The organism is Polynucleobacter brandtiae (genome assembly GCF_002797575.1).
GTDB classification, from domain to species: Bacteria; Pseudomonadota; Gammaproteobacteria; order Burkholderiales; family Burkholderiaceae; genus Polynucleobacter; species Polynucleobacter brandtiae.
Genome location: NZ_PGTX01000009.1, coordinates 1 through 17,509, shown reverse-complemented (window position 1 = coordinate 17,509; position 17,509 = coordinate 1). Strand labels below are relative to the sequence as shown.

The following is a 17,509-nucleotide window of genomic DNA, read 5'->3' as shown; positions in this document are numbered from 1 at the left end:
TATGGCATTGGGCGGTATTACCCCGAAACAGCGACTGGCCATGGTTGCTTAACTTACTCTACCTCTGAGAGCAGTTAAAAAGGGGAGGATTACCTCAGCACCTTAGTGAAACACAAGCATTGCAAGCGGTACGACTTTGCGAAGAAATTATTAGCAATAAGGTGGATCTAAATTCCCTAAATCGTCAGTCATTAATATGGCGGCATAAAGCAAATGCTAATTGAATTAGTATTTACGCAATTAGTAGTGCAACTAGTAGTGCAACTAGGTTTTAAAACGTCGACGAATGAGCATCAAGGCAATGAACCAGGCTCCCAGCGCATAAATGCCAATGACTAATAGAGGTATAAACACTTTAGTAGGCCATTGATCTAAAAATAGTGGTCTCACTAAATTAATGGCCTGAGTCAATGGTAGCCACTCTGACGATACTCGCAGCCAATTTGGTAACTGGTCCCGCGGGAAAAAAACACCGCTAAGAAACATCATTGGCGTAAGGAAAAGGGTGAAGTAATAGGAAAAAAAATCATAGCCTTTTGCAAGCGCAGTAAAAATTAGGCCTATACAACTAAACATCACTCCTACCAGAAATAAGATTGGTAAGACTAGCAACAGCTTATATGAGTGACTTACTCCCAAAGCGAGCATGACCAAAAGAATCGCAGTTACCGCAAAGAACGACTTAAAAGCAGCCCATAGCATTTCACCAAGTAGCACATCACCTATTCGTAAAGGCGTGTTTAAAATGCCATCCCAGGTTTTTTGTACATGCATCCTTGAAAATACAGAATACAGCGCCTCGAACGACGCGGCATTCATAGCGCTCATACAGACTGAACCACTTGCGAGATATACCAAGTAACGTACAGTCTGCCCATCGTATATCACCTCACCAACTAGAGCCCCCATGCCATAGCCAAAAGCAAGCAACCACATTAAGGGCTCCGCAATATTAGCCACAAGACTAGGAATTAACAGTTTGCGCCAAACTAATAGATTTCGTAAAAAGACAGGCCAAGCGTGCATTAACTACCCTCTCGCATCTGTCGCCCTGTTAACTTTAAAAATAAATCTTCAAGATTTGCAGGCCGGTGCAACACTTTTAAATGCGGCTGTAATTCAAGGGCCTGAAGGAGTGGATGCGCAGCATGGGTATAAAAGAAAACCGTTTCACCACTCACCTCTACCCGCTCAGCTAAATTACGTAAGCCGCCTTTTAATAATTCTTGCGGATCTGCGCCATACACTTCAACGACATGTGGTTCAACATGAATTTCTATTAAGTCACGTGGCTTACCCTCAGCGATTTTACGACCATGATCTAGCACCAATAAGCGATCACAAAGCCGCTCTGCTTCATCCATAAAGTGAGTCGTCAGCAGGATTGATTTTCCCTTAGCCAATAGTTGCTGTAACCGTTCCCACATCAAGTGGCGCGCCTGTGGATCAAGTCCGGTTGTCGGCTCATCCAACAGCAACATCTGAGGATCATTTATTAGCGCTCGCGCAAGACTGAGGCGCCGTTTCATGCCACCGGATAATTCACCTGGTTTGGAGTGGGCTTTATTGCTGAGGGCGGCAAACTCAAGCAATTCTGGGATACGTTCTTTTATGGTCTGCTTGGACAGACCAAAATAACGGCCATAGACCAGTAAATTTTCTACGCAGTCAAAATCAGGGTCCAAAGTATCAAACTGACTAACTACGCCAATACGTGCTTTTATCGCCTGTGCTTTTGAAGGCATAGAAAGCCCAAAAAGATTAATCTCACCTGAATCGGGCTCGCTGAGCCCTAGGCACATTTTTACTGTAGTGGTCTTGCCAGCACCATTAGGACCAATAACACCCAAGCACTCACCTGGGTAAAGCGCAAAAGACAGGTCGTCCACTACTAAGGCGTGACCAAATCGTTTGGTGACACGTACACACTCAAGCTGGGGATTAGGTAGCTCGCTCATCTAATCATCTGCAATATAGCCAAGTAGGCATATCGTTTATATTGTATTTTCAAATCTTTATACCTCTCATGCCCTTTTGTCTGTCTGATATTACCTATTTCAAACGTATTTTCAACGAGCAAACTGTAAACAGCATTACAGACTATGAAAAATAAGCCCCTTTATAGTGCAAAATTATTCTAGAAATGGAAAATTTACTATGGTCAAACTTATTTTTAGAGAAAGTACCAGTAAAGCCTGCATAAGTTACGCCCCAACTCAATTTATGAATCATGTGGCTTAAATAGCGTGTTTAGATTATCTGCATTCGATAGCCAATATAAACTAAAGTTTTAATATTATTAGGTGAAGCTGTAGTACCCATCTAAATACGCATATTTAATGATTCTACCTGCAGCTAGCATAGTGCGAACGCTCGAGCAATTGGGGGTAAACCACGGTCAGCTACAAGCCATAGATCTAAATAATGGCAATGAGCTATGGTCAGTCATCTTTATAGGCTATTGTGATGAAAAAGGCATCGACACAAAGCACTTAATACCCACTTGCTTGACAACTAAAGGGAGGTGCAAAAGATTACCGAAAAATGAATCATCAATGACTGCAAAGAAAGACCCCATAACTCACTCGGAAGAACACCCCCCAGGTAGTACCGAAATCAGGCCTAAAACAACACATTAGGAAGTCCGTCTGACAGGGGATGCTACAGGTATTTTTTAAGCATTAGACCTAAAATAAACCACACGCAATATGTTTACCTAATATCACTCACTTTTTAAAGAAAACGCTATGAAAAAATTAATCACATTAGTTATCAGTGCCATCACTTTCGTATCTATCTCTGCTTTTGCAGCGGGAATTCCAATCTCCGCAGCAGATTTAGCCGGGATTGAAAAGAAAGGTGAATCAGCCATCATCTCAGTCCATGCTGATTGGTGCCCAACATGCAAATCGCAAGATAAGATTTTGTCTACCTTTATAAAAGACCCTGCATATAAGAATGTAGTGTTCTATCAACTACAGTTCGATGATCAAAAAGATCTTTTAAAAATCCTGAAAGTTCGCAGTCAAAGCACCATTATTGTTTACAAGGGCGGAAAAGAAGTGGCCCGCGCAACGGGTGATACCAATGAAGCCGCTCTATCTAAACTAACAAAACAGGCAATTTAATGGACTTTGGCTTGGGTTCTTTTCTGTTTGCCTTTTTTGCAGGAGTTTTATCAGTCCTTTCGCCCTGTGTTTTGCCTTTAATACCTATTATTGTTGGAGCGGCTGCTAACCAACATCGTTATGGGCCTTTAGCTCTTGCGGGTGGGCTTACCGTCTCATTTGCCTTAATTGGTAGTGCGCTAGCTAGTCTTGGCTCAAGTATTGGTCTAGCCCAAGATCAGCTACGGTTTTTTGCTGCACTGCTGATGTTGGCTATTGGCGTAGTGTTGATCTCCCGAGCCCTGCAAGAACGCTTTGCAATTCTGGTATCGGGTATTAGTGGTGTGGGTAATTCTTTACTTGCTAGAGTTACTGTTGACGGTCTATCAGGCCAGTTTCTGATTGGAGTACTGCTAGGCTTAGTGTGGACACCCTGTGTTGGGCCTACCTTAGGCGCTGCCATTACCCTAGCAAGTCAAGGCAAGGATCTTGGGAAAATATTCTTTGTCATGGCTATATTTGGCCTGGGTGCTGGCTTGCCCCTGGCCCTGCTAGGAATGCTATCTCGCTCTGCGATTCAGAGCATAAAGGGAAGGTTGGGCGGCATTGGAAAGTACGGAAAGCAACTTCTAGGCGTCTTCTTATTGGTAATTGGTCTTTTAGTAATCAGTGGCCTAGACAAACATATAGAGGCATTTTTACTAAAATACTCACCAGACTGGCTTACTGATTTAACGACTACTTTTTAAAACTGACCTATGGACGGCGAAACTAAAGGTTTAAAGAAGATCTTAATTTTGTTTGCGAAGGATTGGGATCATATTGCCGTTCAAGCGCAAAAGGATTCCAATCGATATCAGTTTTACTTTGAAGGATTTGATCTTTTTCAGTTTCCAGACAATATCAGATTACTTTCATTTGATGTAGTGCAATATATCAAAAAATTAGGACGTAAATATCGGCAAATTGGCCTAGATGGAATTATTAGCAATCATGAACAATTTGGGACTTTAATAGCGGCGCTTTTAGCACAACGTTTAGGATTACCTGGCAACGACCCTTTAGCAATAATCGCATGTCAACATAAGCTCTATAGTCGTTTATTGCAACAAAAAATTGTGCCAGAGGCAGTACCCCGTTTTGCCTATATTTCCTATCCAGTCGATATTAAGACACCAATTGAGATTCCATTTCCATTTTTTATTAAACCAATTAAAGCCACTTATTCAGTGCTGTGTAAAAAAGTACGTAATTTTTCTGAACTCAGACAACATCTGCGATTTAATTATTTTGAAGAATTACTTATCCGAAAATTAGTTCAGCCCTTTGCGGAACTCATGCTATTACTCAGCCCAATGAGAATCGATCCAAACGGTTTAATAGCTGAGGAGATCTTAGAAGGAGAACAGATTAATATCGATGGCTACTGTCAAGGTGGGCTCGTATATTTTTTAGGGGTCATTGATGAAATCATGTACCCCGACACTCAAGCATTTATGCGCTTCGAATACCCTTCAGTAGCACCTCAACAAATTCAAAACCATGCTATGGAGATCACAACGAAGCTCTTACAAAGTATCAACTATTGCCACGGGTTTTTTAATATTGAGTTTTTTTATCAACCCCTAACTAATGAACTTAAAATAATCGAAATTAACCCAAGAGCTGCATCTCAGTTGATGAATTTATATGAGCATGTTGATGGATATAAGCCCTACGATATTTTATTTGCACTTGCTGTTGGTGAGAAGGTAGCTATCAAAAAGGGAGAAGCTCATTTTAAGTCTGCCGCAAGTTTTATATTTCGACATTTTAAAAAGCCACAGGATCAAAAAAAACCACATAATACCGAAATAAAACAAGTCCTCAAAACATACCCTGATGCTGACATTATGTTTTATTACAAAAAAGGAGCCAGTCTTCAACGCGAATTAAAGTGGCTAGGTAGTTATCGCTACGCTGTTTTAAACTTGGGGGGAATCAGTCGTTTAGATCTCTTTAATCGATTTCAATCGATATGTCAAAAATTAAACATACCCCCGTCGATGCATTAGAGAAAAACTTTATTTATTGACTCTAAATATCACTACGTGTTGCCATGGGAGAGTATCGACTGTTTTCTCCCACACTAGGGAGTGTTGCGAAGCCTCTAATTTAATCTGAGCTTCGCTCATCTTATGTAGAAACTTAATAGGAATATTGGCATTTTCAGCTTTATATTCAACGAAAACGATTTTTCCACCAGGCTTTAATGACCGTACGATGCTAGCAAGAACTTCATAAGGATATGAAAGTTCATGATATACATCCACCATAATGGCCAAATCGACGCCTGCAAGAGGCAAGCTGACATCTTTGTCTGTACTCAGCCTTGCTTCGATATTGCTCAATCTCGTATCACGAGACAAGCGCTGCAATATAGAAATCATTTCTGGTTGAATGTCGACAGCATAAACCTTACCCAAGGGAAGTACTGCTTGCGCCATACGACGAGATAAGTAGCCTGTTCCAGCTCCGATATCTGCAACCACCATATTGGGCTTTAGTTCTAGCGCTTTCATCAGTAGATCAGTACGCTCTTCATCTATACGCTCTCTTCGCTCAAGCCATGATGCGGCTTGATACCCCATCACTTTAGCAATCTCACGATTCATGTAATTTTTACCAATACCATCTGCACTCACGGCGGATAACTTATATCGATCGGATGTCACATCCTTGGAGTGCCCAGTAATAGTCTGACTGACGGCTACCGAGCAGAATATAAGAGAGATACTTAAGGAGCTGATACGTATTAAGGAGCTGATACGTATTAAGGATCTGATACGTATTAAGAAACATGTGTTCTTCATAAAGACCGTTAATTTAAATTTATAAATGTCATTTCAAAGCGTAATGCATGCCAAATTCAATATTAGAGGGACTATCGTTTCTCAACATGCTTTAATTCCCCTTGCCTAAAGAAGACTTTGCTTCCTGCTCCAAGCGCTCAGGAAGTTGACTCAAAATCGACTAAGGTGGTGGTTACCCTAATGCTTTCGACAGAAGAAAACCTCAAAAACGTTATTGCCGCACCTAAAAAGGCGCCCTAAGCTAACATTGACTTAGGGAAGATTAGATACAAACCTGAATTCTACTTTCCGACACAAGGAATTCATGTATTCAATAATCAAATTTGTACTATTTTTATTTCACTCTGGTTGGAAAATTCTTAATCCCAACTTAAATCCACTTCGCAATGCCCCACTTCAAGTCAAGTATTTTGCAACTGTTTTGCTTGGATGTTTTTGGAGTCTGGCATTTTGCTTGTACACTGCCCAATTTTTCTTTATTGGTATCAACATGCTGGCACATATTGTTCTCATTTCGATGATATTTGTCACCTGGTATACCTTCACTTACTTCAGAAAAAAATATCCCTCAAGAAATTTACCCCCCTTAATGCGTGACCGCTACTTTGCACCAAAGTGTTACGAAATGACGGAGGCTGAAAAATCCTTTGCTATCAAGCGGGCTGATTTATTACTCAAGGCTGCCTTAATTTAGATGCAGCATGATAGTAATCGTGATCACAGCTGTAGCCATAACCACCTTTGGGTGGTTTTTTTGTCCCCATACTAGATGAGGCATCAGCGTTTTTTATATTTTTCCATTAACATTTAAATATGTCCTTGAGCGATATCCCGACCAAAGTTTGCCGCAGCTGTCAGCGCTTGACGGCTGTGACTGAATTGAAGAAGCGCATTTCAAGAAGCGGTGGTAAAGAAACGATCACTTTAAGATGCAATAAGTGCATTAGCTCTCAACTACCTAAAGTAAAGACTAAATAACGCATCATTTTTAAAGTCGCTTATCAAAGTCTACTTACTTCATTTAAATATACGTGCAGTGAGTTAGAGTGTCACTGGCGCGCCGTATCCCGTAAGTTCTAGATATCCCCTACCGACTACCTTTCCTTGCTCAAGTAACTCAACAGCACCCTCATAATAATATCCACCCGTGCTTGCACGAGCATCAACTTCTTGGTCCTGCATTAAAGGCTTTAGCATCCACTCCCGATTTTCTGCACGCAAGGCAATTCTTTCTGGATAAGTAAATTGTGATCGATTGGAACGCCATTTACCAATGGGATTCCAGCTTGCATTGCGGTAGTTTTTAATTAATTTGCCACCAGCATCGCGCCTGTCCCAGTCACTAAACAGCGTATTTCCAGCCGCATCACGCATACGAAAAGCCATAATGCTGCCACCATCAAGTAAATTAATACCAATCCAATCCCACCCTACTGCTCCAGGCATCATTAAGCTACTGGACCATTCATGATCAAACCACGCAAGACCTGTTTTATTAATACTCTGCTCAAATATTCGAGGGCCCTTTGATTCATCTTTTAGGGTAATTTGCGCAGAGATTGCTAGTTGAGGACGGCTGTAGTAATAACTTGCAAACTGCGCTGCCGGGCCTTTTGAAGACACGCCACCGGCCCCACGTAGCACTGGGCCTGATTTTGGCCTAGCCTCGATTTTTAGTATGAAAGTATCTGCTGCAATTTCAACGGTATAAATATCGTTAGCTTGGCGTTGTAAGCGCCATCCTGATAACTCAAGATTTGTATCTATTGCGCTAAATGTATTACCAGTAGGTCCCACACGACCAGAAAGCTCTGCATGTCTAAGCTTGCCCTCACCTGGTATAGCCAGTGCCGCATGAGCAAATAATAGTTGTTGAGGTGCAAAGCGACTAGGATTACTCTCTGGATGACGTGTTCGGCTCCGAAAAAACGTCACCTGAAATCCAATCGCATCTTGACCCTCTCCAAGCCAACCCGTCATGTACCACCATTCAGTACGATATTCAGGATGAGCTCCATAGTCCCGAGGAAATACTAGCGCTCTTGGTAACACTGCAGGAAAGTTTGGCGATGGCGGCGCCATAGGTGCTGTAGATGCGGCGAATGATTTTAGAGAGGGGGTAAAGCCAAATACAGCTAAGTTTTTTAATATCAGTCTTCGCAGTGTATTGCTCATCACCAATCCTCTCGAAGCGCAAGGGCCAAATGTTTAGAATTAAGGCTTCGGTTCGAAGCCCACACAGCAGCAATCATTCCTAACAAAACAATAGCAAGTGCCAATACAGTCAGCGCAAGAATGGGAACACTTGTGTCCATAGTCCAACCAAATGATTGGGGATTAACACGATGAATTAATAGTTGACTCATTAATAATCCAAGCACTGTACCCCATATCGTCGCTATTCCAAGCAACATACCGGACTCAAAAATTAGTAGCAGCGCTCGCTCTTGTACCGACTGCCCAAGATGCTGCATCAAGGCAAACTCTTTTTGACGTATGAGTGCTTGCCCCGCAAATCCAACAGCAACTGAAAATAAAGCGACTAATAAGGCGGCAATTTCTAAGGCATACGTTAGTGCAAAACTACGATCAAAGATTGTTAGAGATAAGGCTCGTAAATTAGCTGAACTACGAAACTCTAAATCCATCATTTGTGGAAACTGGCTACGAAACTTTTCCAAAACAACAACCGAACTACTGCCTGGTTTAAGCCATATGGCAATGTCTGTACGCCGATCATCATTCGTTAAAGACCGATGGCTCGCACTATCGATCACGATAGCCCCATGCTGTCTGCCATAGTCTCGAAAGATACCACCAACCCAAACTGAAATAGTATTATTAGCAGACCCCGTGAGCGGTAAATCTTGTACTTGCCCTGGTTTCCAGCCGTATAAATCAGTCATAGACTCTGACACAAACACCTGCGGCAACAAAGCTGCCCCAGAAGCGACTTGCACTACAGGATCACCAGTCAATGGCAGAACTTGTGCTGCGCGCTCTAAGGGTATTGGTCTTGAAATGAGGACTACCTCAGGACGATCAGCTCGGAAGATGACTTTTTGCTGCAGCGAAAACTCCACACGCGCTATTCCGGGAATAGCAGATATTTCATCTTGTAAACGAGGATTATTAATCAGCGATTGATCAAGATCCAATCGACTAAGATTTGCATATAAATCAGCTGGCAAAACTTGATCCAACCATTGCGTAACTGAATCTCGAAAACTAGCAACCATAACAACCATTGCTACAGTCAAAGCTAATGCAGCTACTACCCCCGTAATTAGAACAGAGGCGCTAGCAGATGCTTGTGCTAGCCGCCAAATAGCTAGCGTCAATGACGAAGAGGGTGATCGAGAACTTGGTCTTGATATCAAACGCTTTAACAATACAAAACAATGACTAACTAATATTGGTGTCATTGCAATGCCAGCGAATAGTACACAGGCAATAGAAATGTAGGCTGCAATAGGCAATCCATCAATCGCCGGCATCAATGCAAGCACTAATCCCAGTAACGCAAGACTGATAGCTAATCGACCCTGCGTAATGGATTTAAGTATTCGCTCACTGGCACCAGCACGCAATTGCTGCATTGGTGCTCTATTTGTAGCGACTCGGGCCGGTAAATAGCCTGCAAGTACTCCGACAGCTACAGATAAAAACCAAAAACCAGCCAACACAACAGGATCGATATCTAGTGGAGGTACAACACTAGAAAAGTAACCAGCACCTAAATCACCACCCAAAACGCGCAAAAGTACTGCAGCTAACGCAAGGCCGAATCCAATACCAAAGACGCCCCCAATGGCACTTACAAAGGCAGCTTGAGTCAGTATTAGGGCAAATAACCAACCCTGCCTAGCCCCTAAAACGCTCAACAGCGCGAGCTGTGATTGCTGACGCAAAACTGAAAAGCCGATTGTGGTAAACACTAAAAAACCGCCAGTAAATAAAGCAACCAGAGCTAGTACGGTTAGATTAACTCGATAAGCACGTGATAAATTCGACATCCGTTGCTGACGATCATCTGCCGTTACTAAGATGAGGCCAAGGTGAGATTGTGCCAACGCAGCAGCTACTTGACTCAAACTGCGTCCTTGTACTAATTGAATATCTAGTCGACTTAAGCGCCCCAAGCCATTTAACCGCCACTGTGCCAGACCTAAATCCATCACAGCCAAACTTTCGCCCGCCACGCCTGGAACCGATCCTGCGATCCGAAAAGACTCCTTTTTCCCCTCAAGCGATATTGTCAAATCATCACCTATTGCGAGGTTTAGAGAGCTCAAAGCTGCTGCCGATAAAAAAACTGTATTGGCATCAAAAATATCTAGTGTTTTTCCTTCCAGTGCAGAAGGCAAGAGTGCTGGTGTTACTTTTCCTACTTTGAATATATCTAGTCCAAGTACTCGAATAGCTTTGGTATTACGCTCAAATACTGGACTTACTGCCTGTATACCCAATTCGGACTGGCGTGCAATGACTTCATCGTACAACGCATCTGGAAATTCTCCGGCAGGCATTACTAGTTGAGCTGAAGCCTGTCCATTGATTAGATCAAGTGCACGTCCAAATTCACTCAGTGCGCTACGGTTGACCGTATGAATTGCGACTGCGAGGCCAATACCTAATGCAACAGTAGCTCCTGCAATGAGCCAACGCCCAGGTTGCGCTCTAAATGCAGATACTAAAAGCCAATAAAACAGTCTCATCCGGTTAAGACAAAGGTGCGGTCAAGTCTAGCTGCTGCATCTGCTGAATGCGTCACCATCAGAAGTGCTGCATTCTGTGAGCGGCAAGTATTACAGAGTAAATCAAGCGCTTGTGTTGCCGTCTTTGGGTCAAGGTTACCAGTAGGCTCATCCGCTAGAACTAATGTTGGTTTGTGAACTAAAGCGCGCGCGAGAGAAACCCGCTGCTGCTCTCCGCCTGATAGTGTTGATGGAAACGCCTCAAAAGATTGCGAAAGGCCAAGTAGATCCAATAAATGACTTGCCTGTTCAGCGGCTTGATTGACAGGCATTCCAGCTAAAAGACAGGGTACCATCACATTTTGCAAAGCATTAAGATGCGGCATCAAATGAAAAGCCTGAAATACAAAGCCAAACGCTGTACGCCGTAATGCGAGCCTATCTGGCTCACTCATCAAAGCTAGGTCCTGAGCATAATATAAAATTCGTCCTGAATCGGGCTCTTCTAATCCAGCAAGCAAGTTCAGCAGAGTAGACTTACCTACCCCTGATGCACCCTGTAAGGCCAACTGTTCGCCAGTAACGAGGGATAGATTGAGATGACGAAAAAGCCAGCGGTCTGATGAAACACGCTTGCTTAGATTTTCGGCTTGAAGAATATGGCTAGGAGGCAAAATCATGAAAATGACTGTAACACCAAATGAAAATATGTGTTTTTTTAGCACACCCGAATTCATCTTTATTAGCTCAAGATTGGCACTGTTTAATCGGATGATTCTTTAAGCGCAAGATGTGACAAAGTATTTCGTATAAATTGCTTTTCATAATGACGATTCCGCCGAGATTTTTTAGCAAGCGAGCGCTGGTCGTTCCGCTTATCGCGAACAATACTTTCAAGCTGGCTTAAGCCATCAAGGTCTTTTATCTGATTAGGAGAATTACGACGTGTCATCAACAAACCGAAAGGCTAATTTAATTTCTGCATATGCTTTGTGAAAGCAAGGCAAGGATCTTCTCGCAATATGGGCCTCATTAAATATGTATTATCAAACCAGTCATTTTCACTGCCTTGTAGATTCTCGACATAGCCCTGCACATGAACTTGAGCTCTCATATTGAGAGGCAACCATTGATACACGCCCGTATCTTTTCTAACGTGCCCGTTTCCAGCAATTAAAATAACTAGGCCTCTTATTTGCTTTTGTATAGCATTCGCCATCCAAACATCACGTGCAATTTGCCCATGAACCATAGGGGCAATCATTTGTTCTGGCAAAAGACCACAATGACCCTCAGCAATAGCAATTGATTGCGCTTTTACTAGCTCTAGTGATAATTGATCAAGCTTGTACCTTTGAATGAGTTGAGCGTCATATACCGACGCAAACCCTTCGGTAATGACTTTTTTGACATCACTATTGGATAGGTTAGCGGCAACTAAAGCTCCCTTTTTATCGAGTCCCAATTGAATAAAGGGTTTATAGAAATCCCAGTTCCAACCCGGGGTAGCTGCTTTTTTGATGACACAGTCAACATCATGGCAATTTATAAGCGCAGCATCAAGAGTGGATTGTTTATCTCGATCAAACTGCTCCATTAATATGATGGGATACTCGCCATTGGCAATCTGCTTATTGATAAAAGCTAGTCGAAGTTGGTGGTTTTGGGGGTTGTCATGAATTTCACCGAGTAAATAAATACGTAATTTATTTGACTCAGGCACATACTCCGCACTCTGCGATGAAACTGGCCCTACTAACATTGCAATAAGCACTACGTAGTGAATGATGAATTTAGACATCTTGCAAGGTTGTTATTAGCAAATAAGAGCGCTATATTTTTACTAAAGATGTCGGCAGACTTTTACAGCTTGATGTGATCCGCTACCTACAAGATAAATCCATGCCCTTAAGGCGGTATTTGGATTTCCGCTCCAGCGCGCCTGAGCATCGTCACGATGATTTATCTCATCTGCCCGACACTCAGCTAGTAATGCACGTAAATTCCGCAAGGAAACTTTCTCATCCTCAGAAATTGATGGAGAGTCACAAGCACTCTCCTCATGGCCAATCAAGGCATCAATCATTTCTATCTGCGATAAGTAATGTTTATCCACAAAGGTTTCAACTGCCTGAATGGTTGCAAATACTGCAGTCGGCCCAAAGATGGCTGGCAACGCACCAATTAACCAACCAGAAATGCGCCAAAATGGAAGCAGCCAACTGTGCCATTGGGGGCTAATAATCTCCTCGATTAATGCTAAGTGACGTTGCTCAGTATCTAAATGATGCGTAGCGAACGAACGTATCTTGTCATTTTTAGAGACGGCCAATATACCCCGATAAATCATGACGGCACCTGTTTCCCCGGCATGGTCAGTACGCAGTTCTTGCAATAAACGAAGGGGAAATTTGTTCAATTTGTTAACTTAGTCAGCAGTAGTATTTAAATAATGAATAAGAAGATCAAAAATTAAGCTAGGGAAGGATTGCCACCCTACATTAGGAGATAGGGCAGACAACTGACCGATCTATCTTTGATATTATGGTTGTTTTTTATGGTTTCGTGTTGGCCACACTATTACTTTAAGTAACGGTTGAATATCCTCTTTCCGAATCTTAAAATGGGTCAGAGATACGATGCACCACCCCAAGATCAATAACGCAGAATGGCACACCTGTTTTTAAGCGCTCCAACACATTGATTTGTATGGGTTTTTGAAGGGGTATGGCTTCTTTTAATCCGTTGGTTGCGAGAGTGCTAGATCGTAACCGTTACTTAAAGTAACGCTTGTGTCCTGCTCTAAAGATTGGCAACCAAATGAGAGCCGAGATGAATGAATGGCTGCGATCTGATTTTGATGTCGAATACCGCTTTGAGCTTTACTTAAAAAAATATCTTTTGTGGATGCCTCTATCCCAATATCAGCTAAGTTAGCATTAATAGTTAAGCAGATTTGAAAAAAATCTAGATCAAATCCAAAGTCACCTGTGACTCAATAGCCGCCCATTCATCCTCGGTAAATAGCCTTGAGCGTGTGTGGAAAGCTTTGCCCGTAGAGCCCTCAAGAGAAAATGTCCCTCCGTTTCCCTCAATCACATCTAAGATTAATTGGGTATGCTTCCAATACTCATATTGTGATTTACCAATATAAAAAGGAACGCCTCCAACTTCGCCTAATTTGACATCGTAAGCACCAATAGTTAAGTCTGTCGGTAAATAACAATTTGCTGCACTATTGTCACAGCAGCCACCAGACTGATGAAACATAATTTCACCATGTTCATCCTGAAGTTGTTTAATTAGCATTAAAGCTTCCTCAGTTGCAGTCACTCTTTGAACCATCATTGCTCCCATCAAAGCAAAAAAGAAAGGGCAGACTCATCCACCCTTTCTCATTCTTTAGCTCTAAATTGTTAAAAGAATCCCAGTTTGTTTTCGCTATAGCTAACTAACAGGTTTTTGGTATTCTGGTAATGAGCCAACATCATCTTGTGGTTCTCTCGTCCAATACCAGACTCCTTATATCCACCGAAAGCGGCGTGAGCCGGATATGCATGAAAGCAATTAGTCCAAACTCGACCTGCTTTAATGGCGCGACCCATTCGATAAGCAACATTACCATTACGACTCCAAACACCAGCGCCTAGGCCGTACAGAGTGTCGTTTGCAATAGCTAAGGCTTCAGCCTCATCCTTAAAAGTAGTCACTGCCAACACTGGACCAAAAATCTCTTCCTGAAAGATCCGCATTTTATTATGACCTTTAAAGATGGTGGGCTGTACGTAATATCCTTCGCTTAGGTCGCCACCAAGATGCGCTTGAGAACCACCAGCTAACACTTCAGCACCTTCTTGCTTACCAATATCTAAGTAGGAAAGAATCTTAGTCAACTGCTCTTTAGATGCTTGAGCTCCCATCATGCTGTCGGTATCTAGTGGATTAATATGCTTGATAGCAGCAACTCGCTTAAGCACCCTCTCCATAAATTGATCGTAAATACTCTCCTGAATTAAAGCACGCGATGGACAAGTACAAACCTCTCCTTGATTAAACGCGAAAAGCACTAATCCCTCAATCGCTTTATCTAAAAAAGCATCATCTTTATCCATTACATCAGCGAAGAAAATATTTGGCGATTTACCACCTAGCTCTAAAGTAGCCGGAATCAGATTATTCGCAGCTGCTTGCGCAATAACGCGGCCAGTAGAGGTTGATCCAGTAAATGCGATCTTAGCGATTCTTTTGCTAGTAGCTAAAGGCATTCCAGCTTCACGTCCATAACCATTGACAATATTCAGCACTCCTGCGGGGAGTAAATCAGCAATCAGTTCAGCTAATAACAAAATAGATACTGGAGTCGATTCTGCAGGCTTAAGTACAACGCAATTACCCGCAGCCAATGCTGGAGCAAGCTTCCAGGCAGCCATTAAGATTGGAAAATTCCAAGGGATGATTTGACCTACCACTCCTAAAGGCTCTTGAAAATGATAGGCTACATTATCTTCATCTATCTGGGATATTCCCCCTTCTTGAGCACGAATACAACCAGCAAAATACCTAAAGTGATCAATTGTTAGAGGGATATCAGCGTTCAGGGTTTCCCGGATTGCCTTACCATTGTCGACCGTTTCGGCATAGGCAAGCATCTCCAAATTAGCCTCAATGCAATCCGCAATTTTGAGCAGAATATTTGAGCGCTCGGTAGTTGAGGTTTTTCCCCATGATTCAGCAGCTTGATGAGCAGCATCCAATGCTAGCTCAATATCCTCTGAAGTAGACCGTGCCACCTTGGTATAAATTTTTCCACTAATGGGTGTGACCACATCAAAATATTGACCTTTTAAAGGAGCAACCCATTTACCTCCAATAAAGTTTTCATAGTGATTTTTATATATTACTGTTGCATCTGGTATACCTGGCGCTGAATAAATCAAAGTATTCTCCTTAGGTTTTTAAACAGTGGATCTTTAATAGTGTGATCACTTCAACTATCAGAATACGATGATTTTAAAAACCCTGTAGATCAAGTTATTGATCCCCACAAAGCTGGCTTTAATTGATGATAAGGCTGAGAAAAAAGTTGCGCTGCAGCAATTACAGCATTACCCGTTACTTTCTGTTTCATAACATTACGCCTCTTGGGAGCTTGATAACGCTTGTGCCCCGCTTGAAAATGTTAATCCGAGCCTATGATTCAAACAAAGCACCCTAAAGCTATCGCACATTCAATTGCGCACCTGTTTCATACATTTACAAAACATTGATTCATAGGGGTTTTTGAAAAGCCACTTTTACTTTTAATCCGCTATAAAGTGTTGCTTGTGACACAAAAGGTAAGGGCCTCCGAATGGAGGCCCTTATATTTGGTGCGGCTAGTAGGAATAACCCGTAACCCTTTAACTTACACCTAAAGACATGCTTAAGTTTTTTTGCTTCAAAGACAGTAACTGAACTACTTGGATCTATATTATTCAAATCGAATACAAAAGCCCATAACTTCCTCATTTGTATAGAGCCAGATTTCTCGATGAAATAAATATAAAGATTTGTTTAAATTTTGGCATTTCTCTAGCATTTAAATATACGGGGTTTTTAAAATGCAACCATAGTCAACGATGATCGTTTTAGAGTGATAGAGTCACAATAGAGTTTTTTAAAGATCCGCCCCACATAACGAAAGTTATCTTAAGGAAATTAATATGGCAATGCTTCGCAATACCTTCATACTTTTTACATCATTTATGCTTTCGAATTACAGTTTTGGGCAGGTTGTCTCGAAAGAATTTCAAAATAATTGCGCACGTGAGCAACTTAGCGAGCATCAAGTATTTAAGGGAAAATCACTTGTGGTGAGTGATTTTGCTGAATACTGCGCCTGCCAAGCTGAATACATAGTTAATAATGCCACCAAGCAGCAAGTTCAAGAGTTGGTCTCTAACCCAAAAGCAACGCCTCAATGGCTCAAAGCAATTAAACTCAAAGCATTAAACACCTGCATCGCTTCAGACTCCAAAATGCGTACCTGAACCCCCTCTTTATGCGCCTATGTTAAGTAACTGTACTTTAAATGTGGAATTGTTTTATAGATTATTTGGACAATTACAAGAGGCGTCAAAAACAAAAAATCCAACACAAGGTTCGTAAGCAATCGGCTCAAAAAAATACTTTCACATTAAAACTTAAAATATACAAATATAGCAGTGCCGATAAAAACTACTTTGAGATTTTAGTATTCAGAGCTGCTCTTTTATATCTGATCTAATGCTTGCAGGTGTACTAGATGATGCATATCTTTTAAGTGCTAAGCCATTTCGACCAACCAAGAATTTTGTGAAATTCCATTTGATAGCTTGTGTACCAAAAAGGCCTGGGGCTGCCGTCTTGAGGTACTCAAAAAGTAGATGTGTATTAGGCCCGTTAACATCCGTCTTTTGAAATAATGGAAACGTAACGCCATAGTTATCACAACAAAACTGCTCGATTTGAGTGGATGTTCCTGGCTCTTGGCCACCAAATTGATTGCAAGGGAACGCTAAAATTTCGAATCCCTGGGCGTTAAACTCGTCGTAAAGAGCTTGAAGCTCCTTATATTGTGGTGTAAAGCCGCACTGACTGGCTACGTTTACCACCAATAAAACCTTGTTCACATAATTAAACATCAATTCATGTGTCCCATTAATGCGTTGTAATTCAATATTTGGCAGCATAAAACTCTCGGGCGGTTGATTGGTTGAATACTAATGTAGTCTAAATTTTGAATCGCTACCAATATCCTAGACACTTGCCAACCTCGCTTGGTACTGCTTTTCAAATACTACCGGAGATAAGCCATTGTTGTAACTATGGCGCC

Annotated in this window: 17 protein-coding genes; 5 read left to right on the top strand and 12 right to left on the bottom strand. The window is 41.9% G+C overall.

The annotated features are described in order from the left end of the window. Positions 1-264: 264 nt before the first annotated feature. Together B0G85_RS10160 and B0G85_RS10155 are read right to left on the bottom strand one after the other, a co-directional pair. Complete coding sequence (locus B0G85_RS10160; protein WP_100380349.1) at positions 265-1,026, bottom strand: ABC transporter permease; 762 nt, start codon at positions 1,024-1,026, stop codon at positions 265-267. Beyond that, positions 1,026-1,958, bottom strand: coding sequence for an ATP-binding cassette domain-containing protein (locus B0G85_RS10155; protein ID WP_100380348.1), 933 nt, complete (start codon positions 1,956-1,958; stop codon positions 1,026-1,028). The genes B0G85_RS10160 and B0G85_RS10155 overlap by 1 nt, the downstream gene beginning before the upstream one ends. A gap of 789 nt (positions 1,959-2,747) precedes the next feature. Here B0G85_RS10155 and B0G85_RS10150 point away from each other — a divergent pair. From B0G85_RS10150 to B0G85_RS10140, 3 genes are read left to right on the top strand one after another with little or no spacing between them, the layout of a single operon-like run. Continuing rightward, the gene (locus B0G85_RS10150; protein WP_100380347.1) at positions 2,748-3,128 is read left to right on the top strand and encodes a thioredoxin family protein; all 381 of its coding nucleotides are present in this window, start codon (positions 2,748-2,750) and stop codon (positions 3,126-3,128) included. Beyond that, positions 3,128-3,856, top strand: a complete 729-nt coding sequence (locus B0G85_RS10145) for a cytochrome c biogenesis CcdA family protein (protein WP_100380346.1) — start codon at positions 3,128-3,130, stop codon at positions 3,854-3,856. Before B0G85_RS10150 ends, B0G85_RS10145 begins: the two co-directional genes overlap by 1 nt. 9 nt (positions 3,857-3,865) lie before the next feature. Further along, positions 3,866-5,161, top strand: coding sequence for an ATP-grasp domain-containing protein (locus B0G85_RS10140; RefSeq protein WP_100380345.1), 1,296 nt, complete (start codon positions 3,866-3,868; stop codon positions 5,159-5,161). A gap of 9 nt (positions 5,162-5,170) precedes the next feature. Here B0G85_RS10140 and B0G85_RS10135 read toward each other — a convergent pair whose 3' ends face one another. Then, on the bottom strand, positions 5,171-5,821 hold the full coding sequence (locus B0G85_RS10135) for a class I SAM-dependent methyltransferase (protein WP_198508816.1): 651 nt from the start codon (positions 5,819-5,821) through the stop codon (positions 5,171-5,173). A gap of 442 nt (positions 5,822-6,263) precedes the next feature. Between B0G85_RS10135 and B0G85_RS10130 the strand changes: the two genes are divergently transcribed. After that, on the top strand, positions 6,264-6,653 hold the full coding sequence (locus B0G85_RS10130; RefSeq protein WP_100380343.1) for a hypothetical protein: 390 nt from the start codon (positions 6,264-6,266) through the stop codon (positions 6,651-6,653). Between the two features lie 347 nt (positions 6,654-7,000). Here B0G85_RS10130 and B0G85_RS10125 read toward each other — a convergent pair whose 3' ends face one another. The 8 genes from B0G85_RS10125 to exaC all read right to left on the bottom strand — a co-directional run bounded on the left by B0G85_RS10125 (position 7,001) and on the right by exaC (position 15,593). After that, positions 7,001-8,134, bottom strand: coding sequence for a carotenoid 1,2-hydratase (locus tag B0G85_RS10125; RefSeq protein ID WP_198508814.1), 1,134 nt, complete (start codon positions 8,132-8,134; stop codon positions 7,001-7,003). Beyond that, entirely contained in the window at positions 8,134-10,677 is a 2,544-nt protein-coding gene (locus tag B0G85_RS10120) for an ABC transporter permease (RefSeq protein ID WP_100380342.1), read from the bottom strand. The genes B0G85_RS10125 and B0G85_RS10120 overlap by 1 nt, the downstream gene beginning before the upstream one ends. Then, positions 10,674-11,336 carry an ABC transporter ATP-binding protein gene (locus B0G85_RS10115; protein WP_198508818.1) on the bottom strand — a complete coding sequence of 221 codons (663 nt, stop codon included), beginning with the start codon at positions 11,334-11,336 and terminating at the stop codon, positions 10,674-10,676. The genes B0G85_RS10120 and B0G85_RS10115 overlap by 4 nt, the downstream gene beginning before the upstream one ends. Positions 11,337-11,419: 83 nt before the next feature. Then, on the bottom strand, positions 11,420-11,608 hold the full coding sequence (locus B0G85_RS10110; RefSeq protein ID WP_100380341.1) for a hypothetical protein: 189 nt from the start codon (positions 11,606-11,608) through the stop codon (positions 11,420-11,422). A 15-nt stretch (positions 11,609-11,623) separates the two neighbouring features. Then, the gene (locus tag B0G85_RS10105) at positions 11,624-12,457 is read right to left on the bottom strand and encodes a ChaN family lipoprotein (RefSeq protein ID WP_100380340.1); all 834 of its coding nucleotides are present in this window, start codon (positions 12,455-12,457) and stop codon (positions 11,624-11,626) included. A 42-nt stretch (positions 12,458-12,499) separates the two neighbouring features. After that, positions 12,500-13,075, bottom strand: coding sequence for a demethoxyubiquinone hydroxylase family protein (locus B0G85_RS10100; protein WP_232726026.1), 576 nt, complete (start codon positions 13,073-13,075; stop codon positions 12,500-12,502). A gap of 548 nt (positions 13,076-13,623) precedes the next feature. Then, positions 13,624-14,001 carry a DUF779 domain-containing protein gene (locus tag B0G85_RS10095; protein WP_100380350.1) on the bottom strand — a complete coding sequence of 126 codons (378 nt, stop codon included), beginning with the start codon at positions 13,999-14,001 and terminating at the stop codon, positions 13,624-13,626. A gap of 71 nt (positions 14,002-14,072) precedes the next feature. Further along, positions 14,073-15,593 (bottom strand): acetaldehyde dehydrogenase ExaC, encoded by a 1,521-nt coding sequence (gene exaC / locus B0G85_RS10090; protein WP_100380339.1) that lies wholly within the window; start codon positions 15,591-15,593, stop codon positions 14,073-14,075. 765 nt (positions 15,594-16,358) lie between these two features. Between exaC and B0G85_RS10085 the strand changes: the two genes are divergently transcribed. Further along, positions 16,359-16,685 (top strand): hypothetical protein, encoded by a 327-nt coding sequence (locus B0G85_RS10085; protein WP_100380338.1) that lies wholly within the window; start codon positions 16,359-16,361, stop codon positions 16,683-16,685. A gap of 207 nt (positions 16,686-16,892) precedes the next feature. Here B0G85_RS10085 and B0G85_RS10080 read toward each other — a convergent pair whose 3' ends face one another. Continuing rightward, positions 16,893-17,366, bottom strand: coding sequence for a glutathione peroxidase (locus tag B0G85_RS10080; RefSeq protein WP_100380337.1), 474 nt, complete (start codon positions 17,364-17,366; stop codon positions 16,893-16,895). Positions 17,367-17,509: the final 143 nt, after the last annotated feature.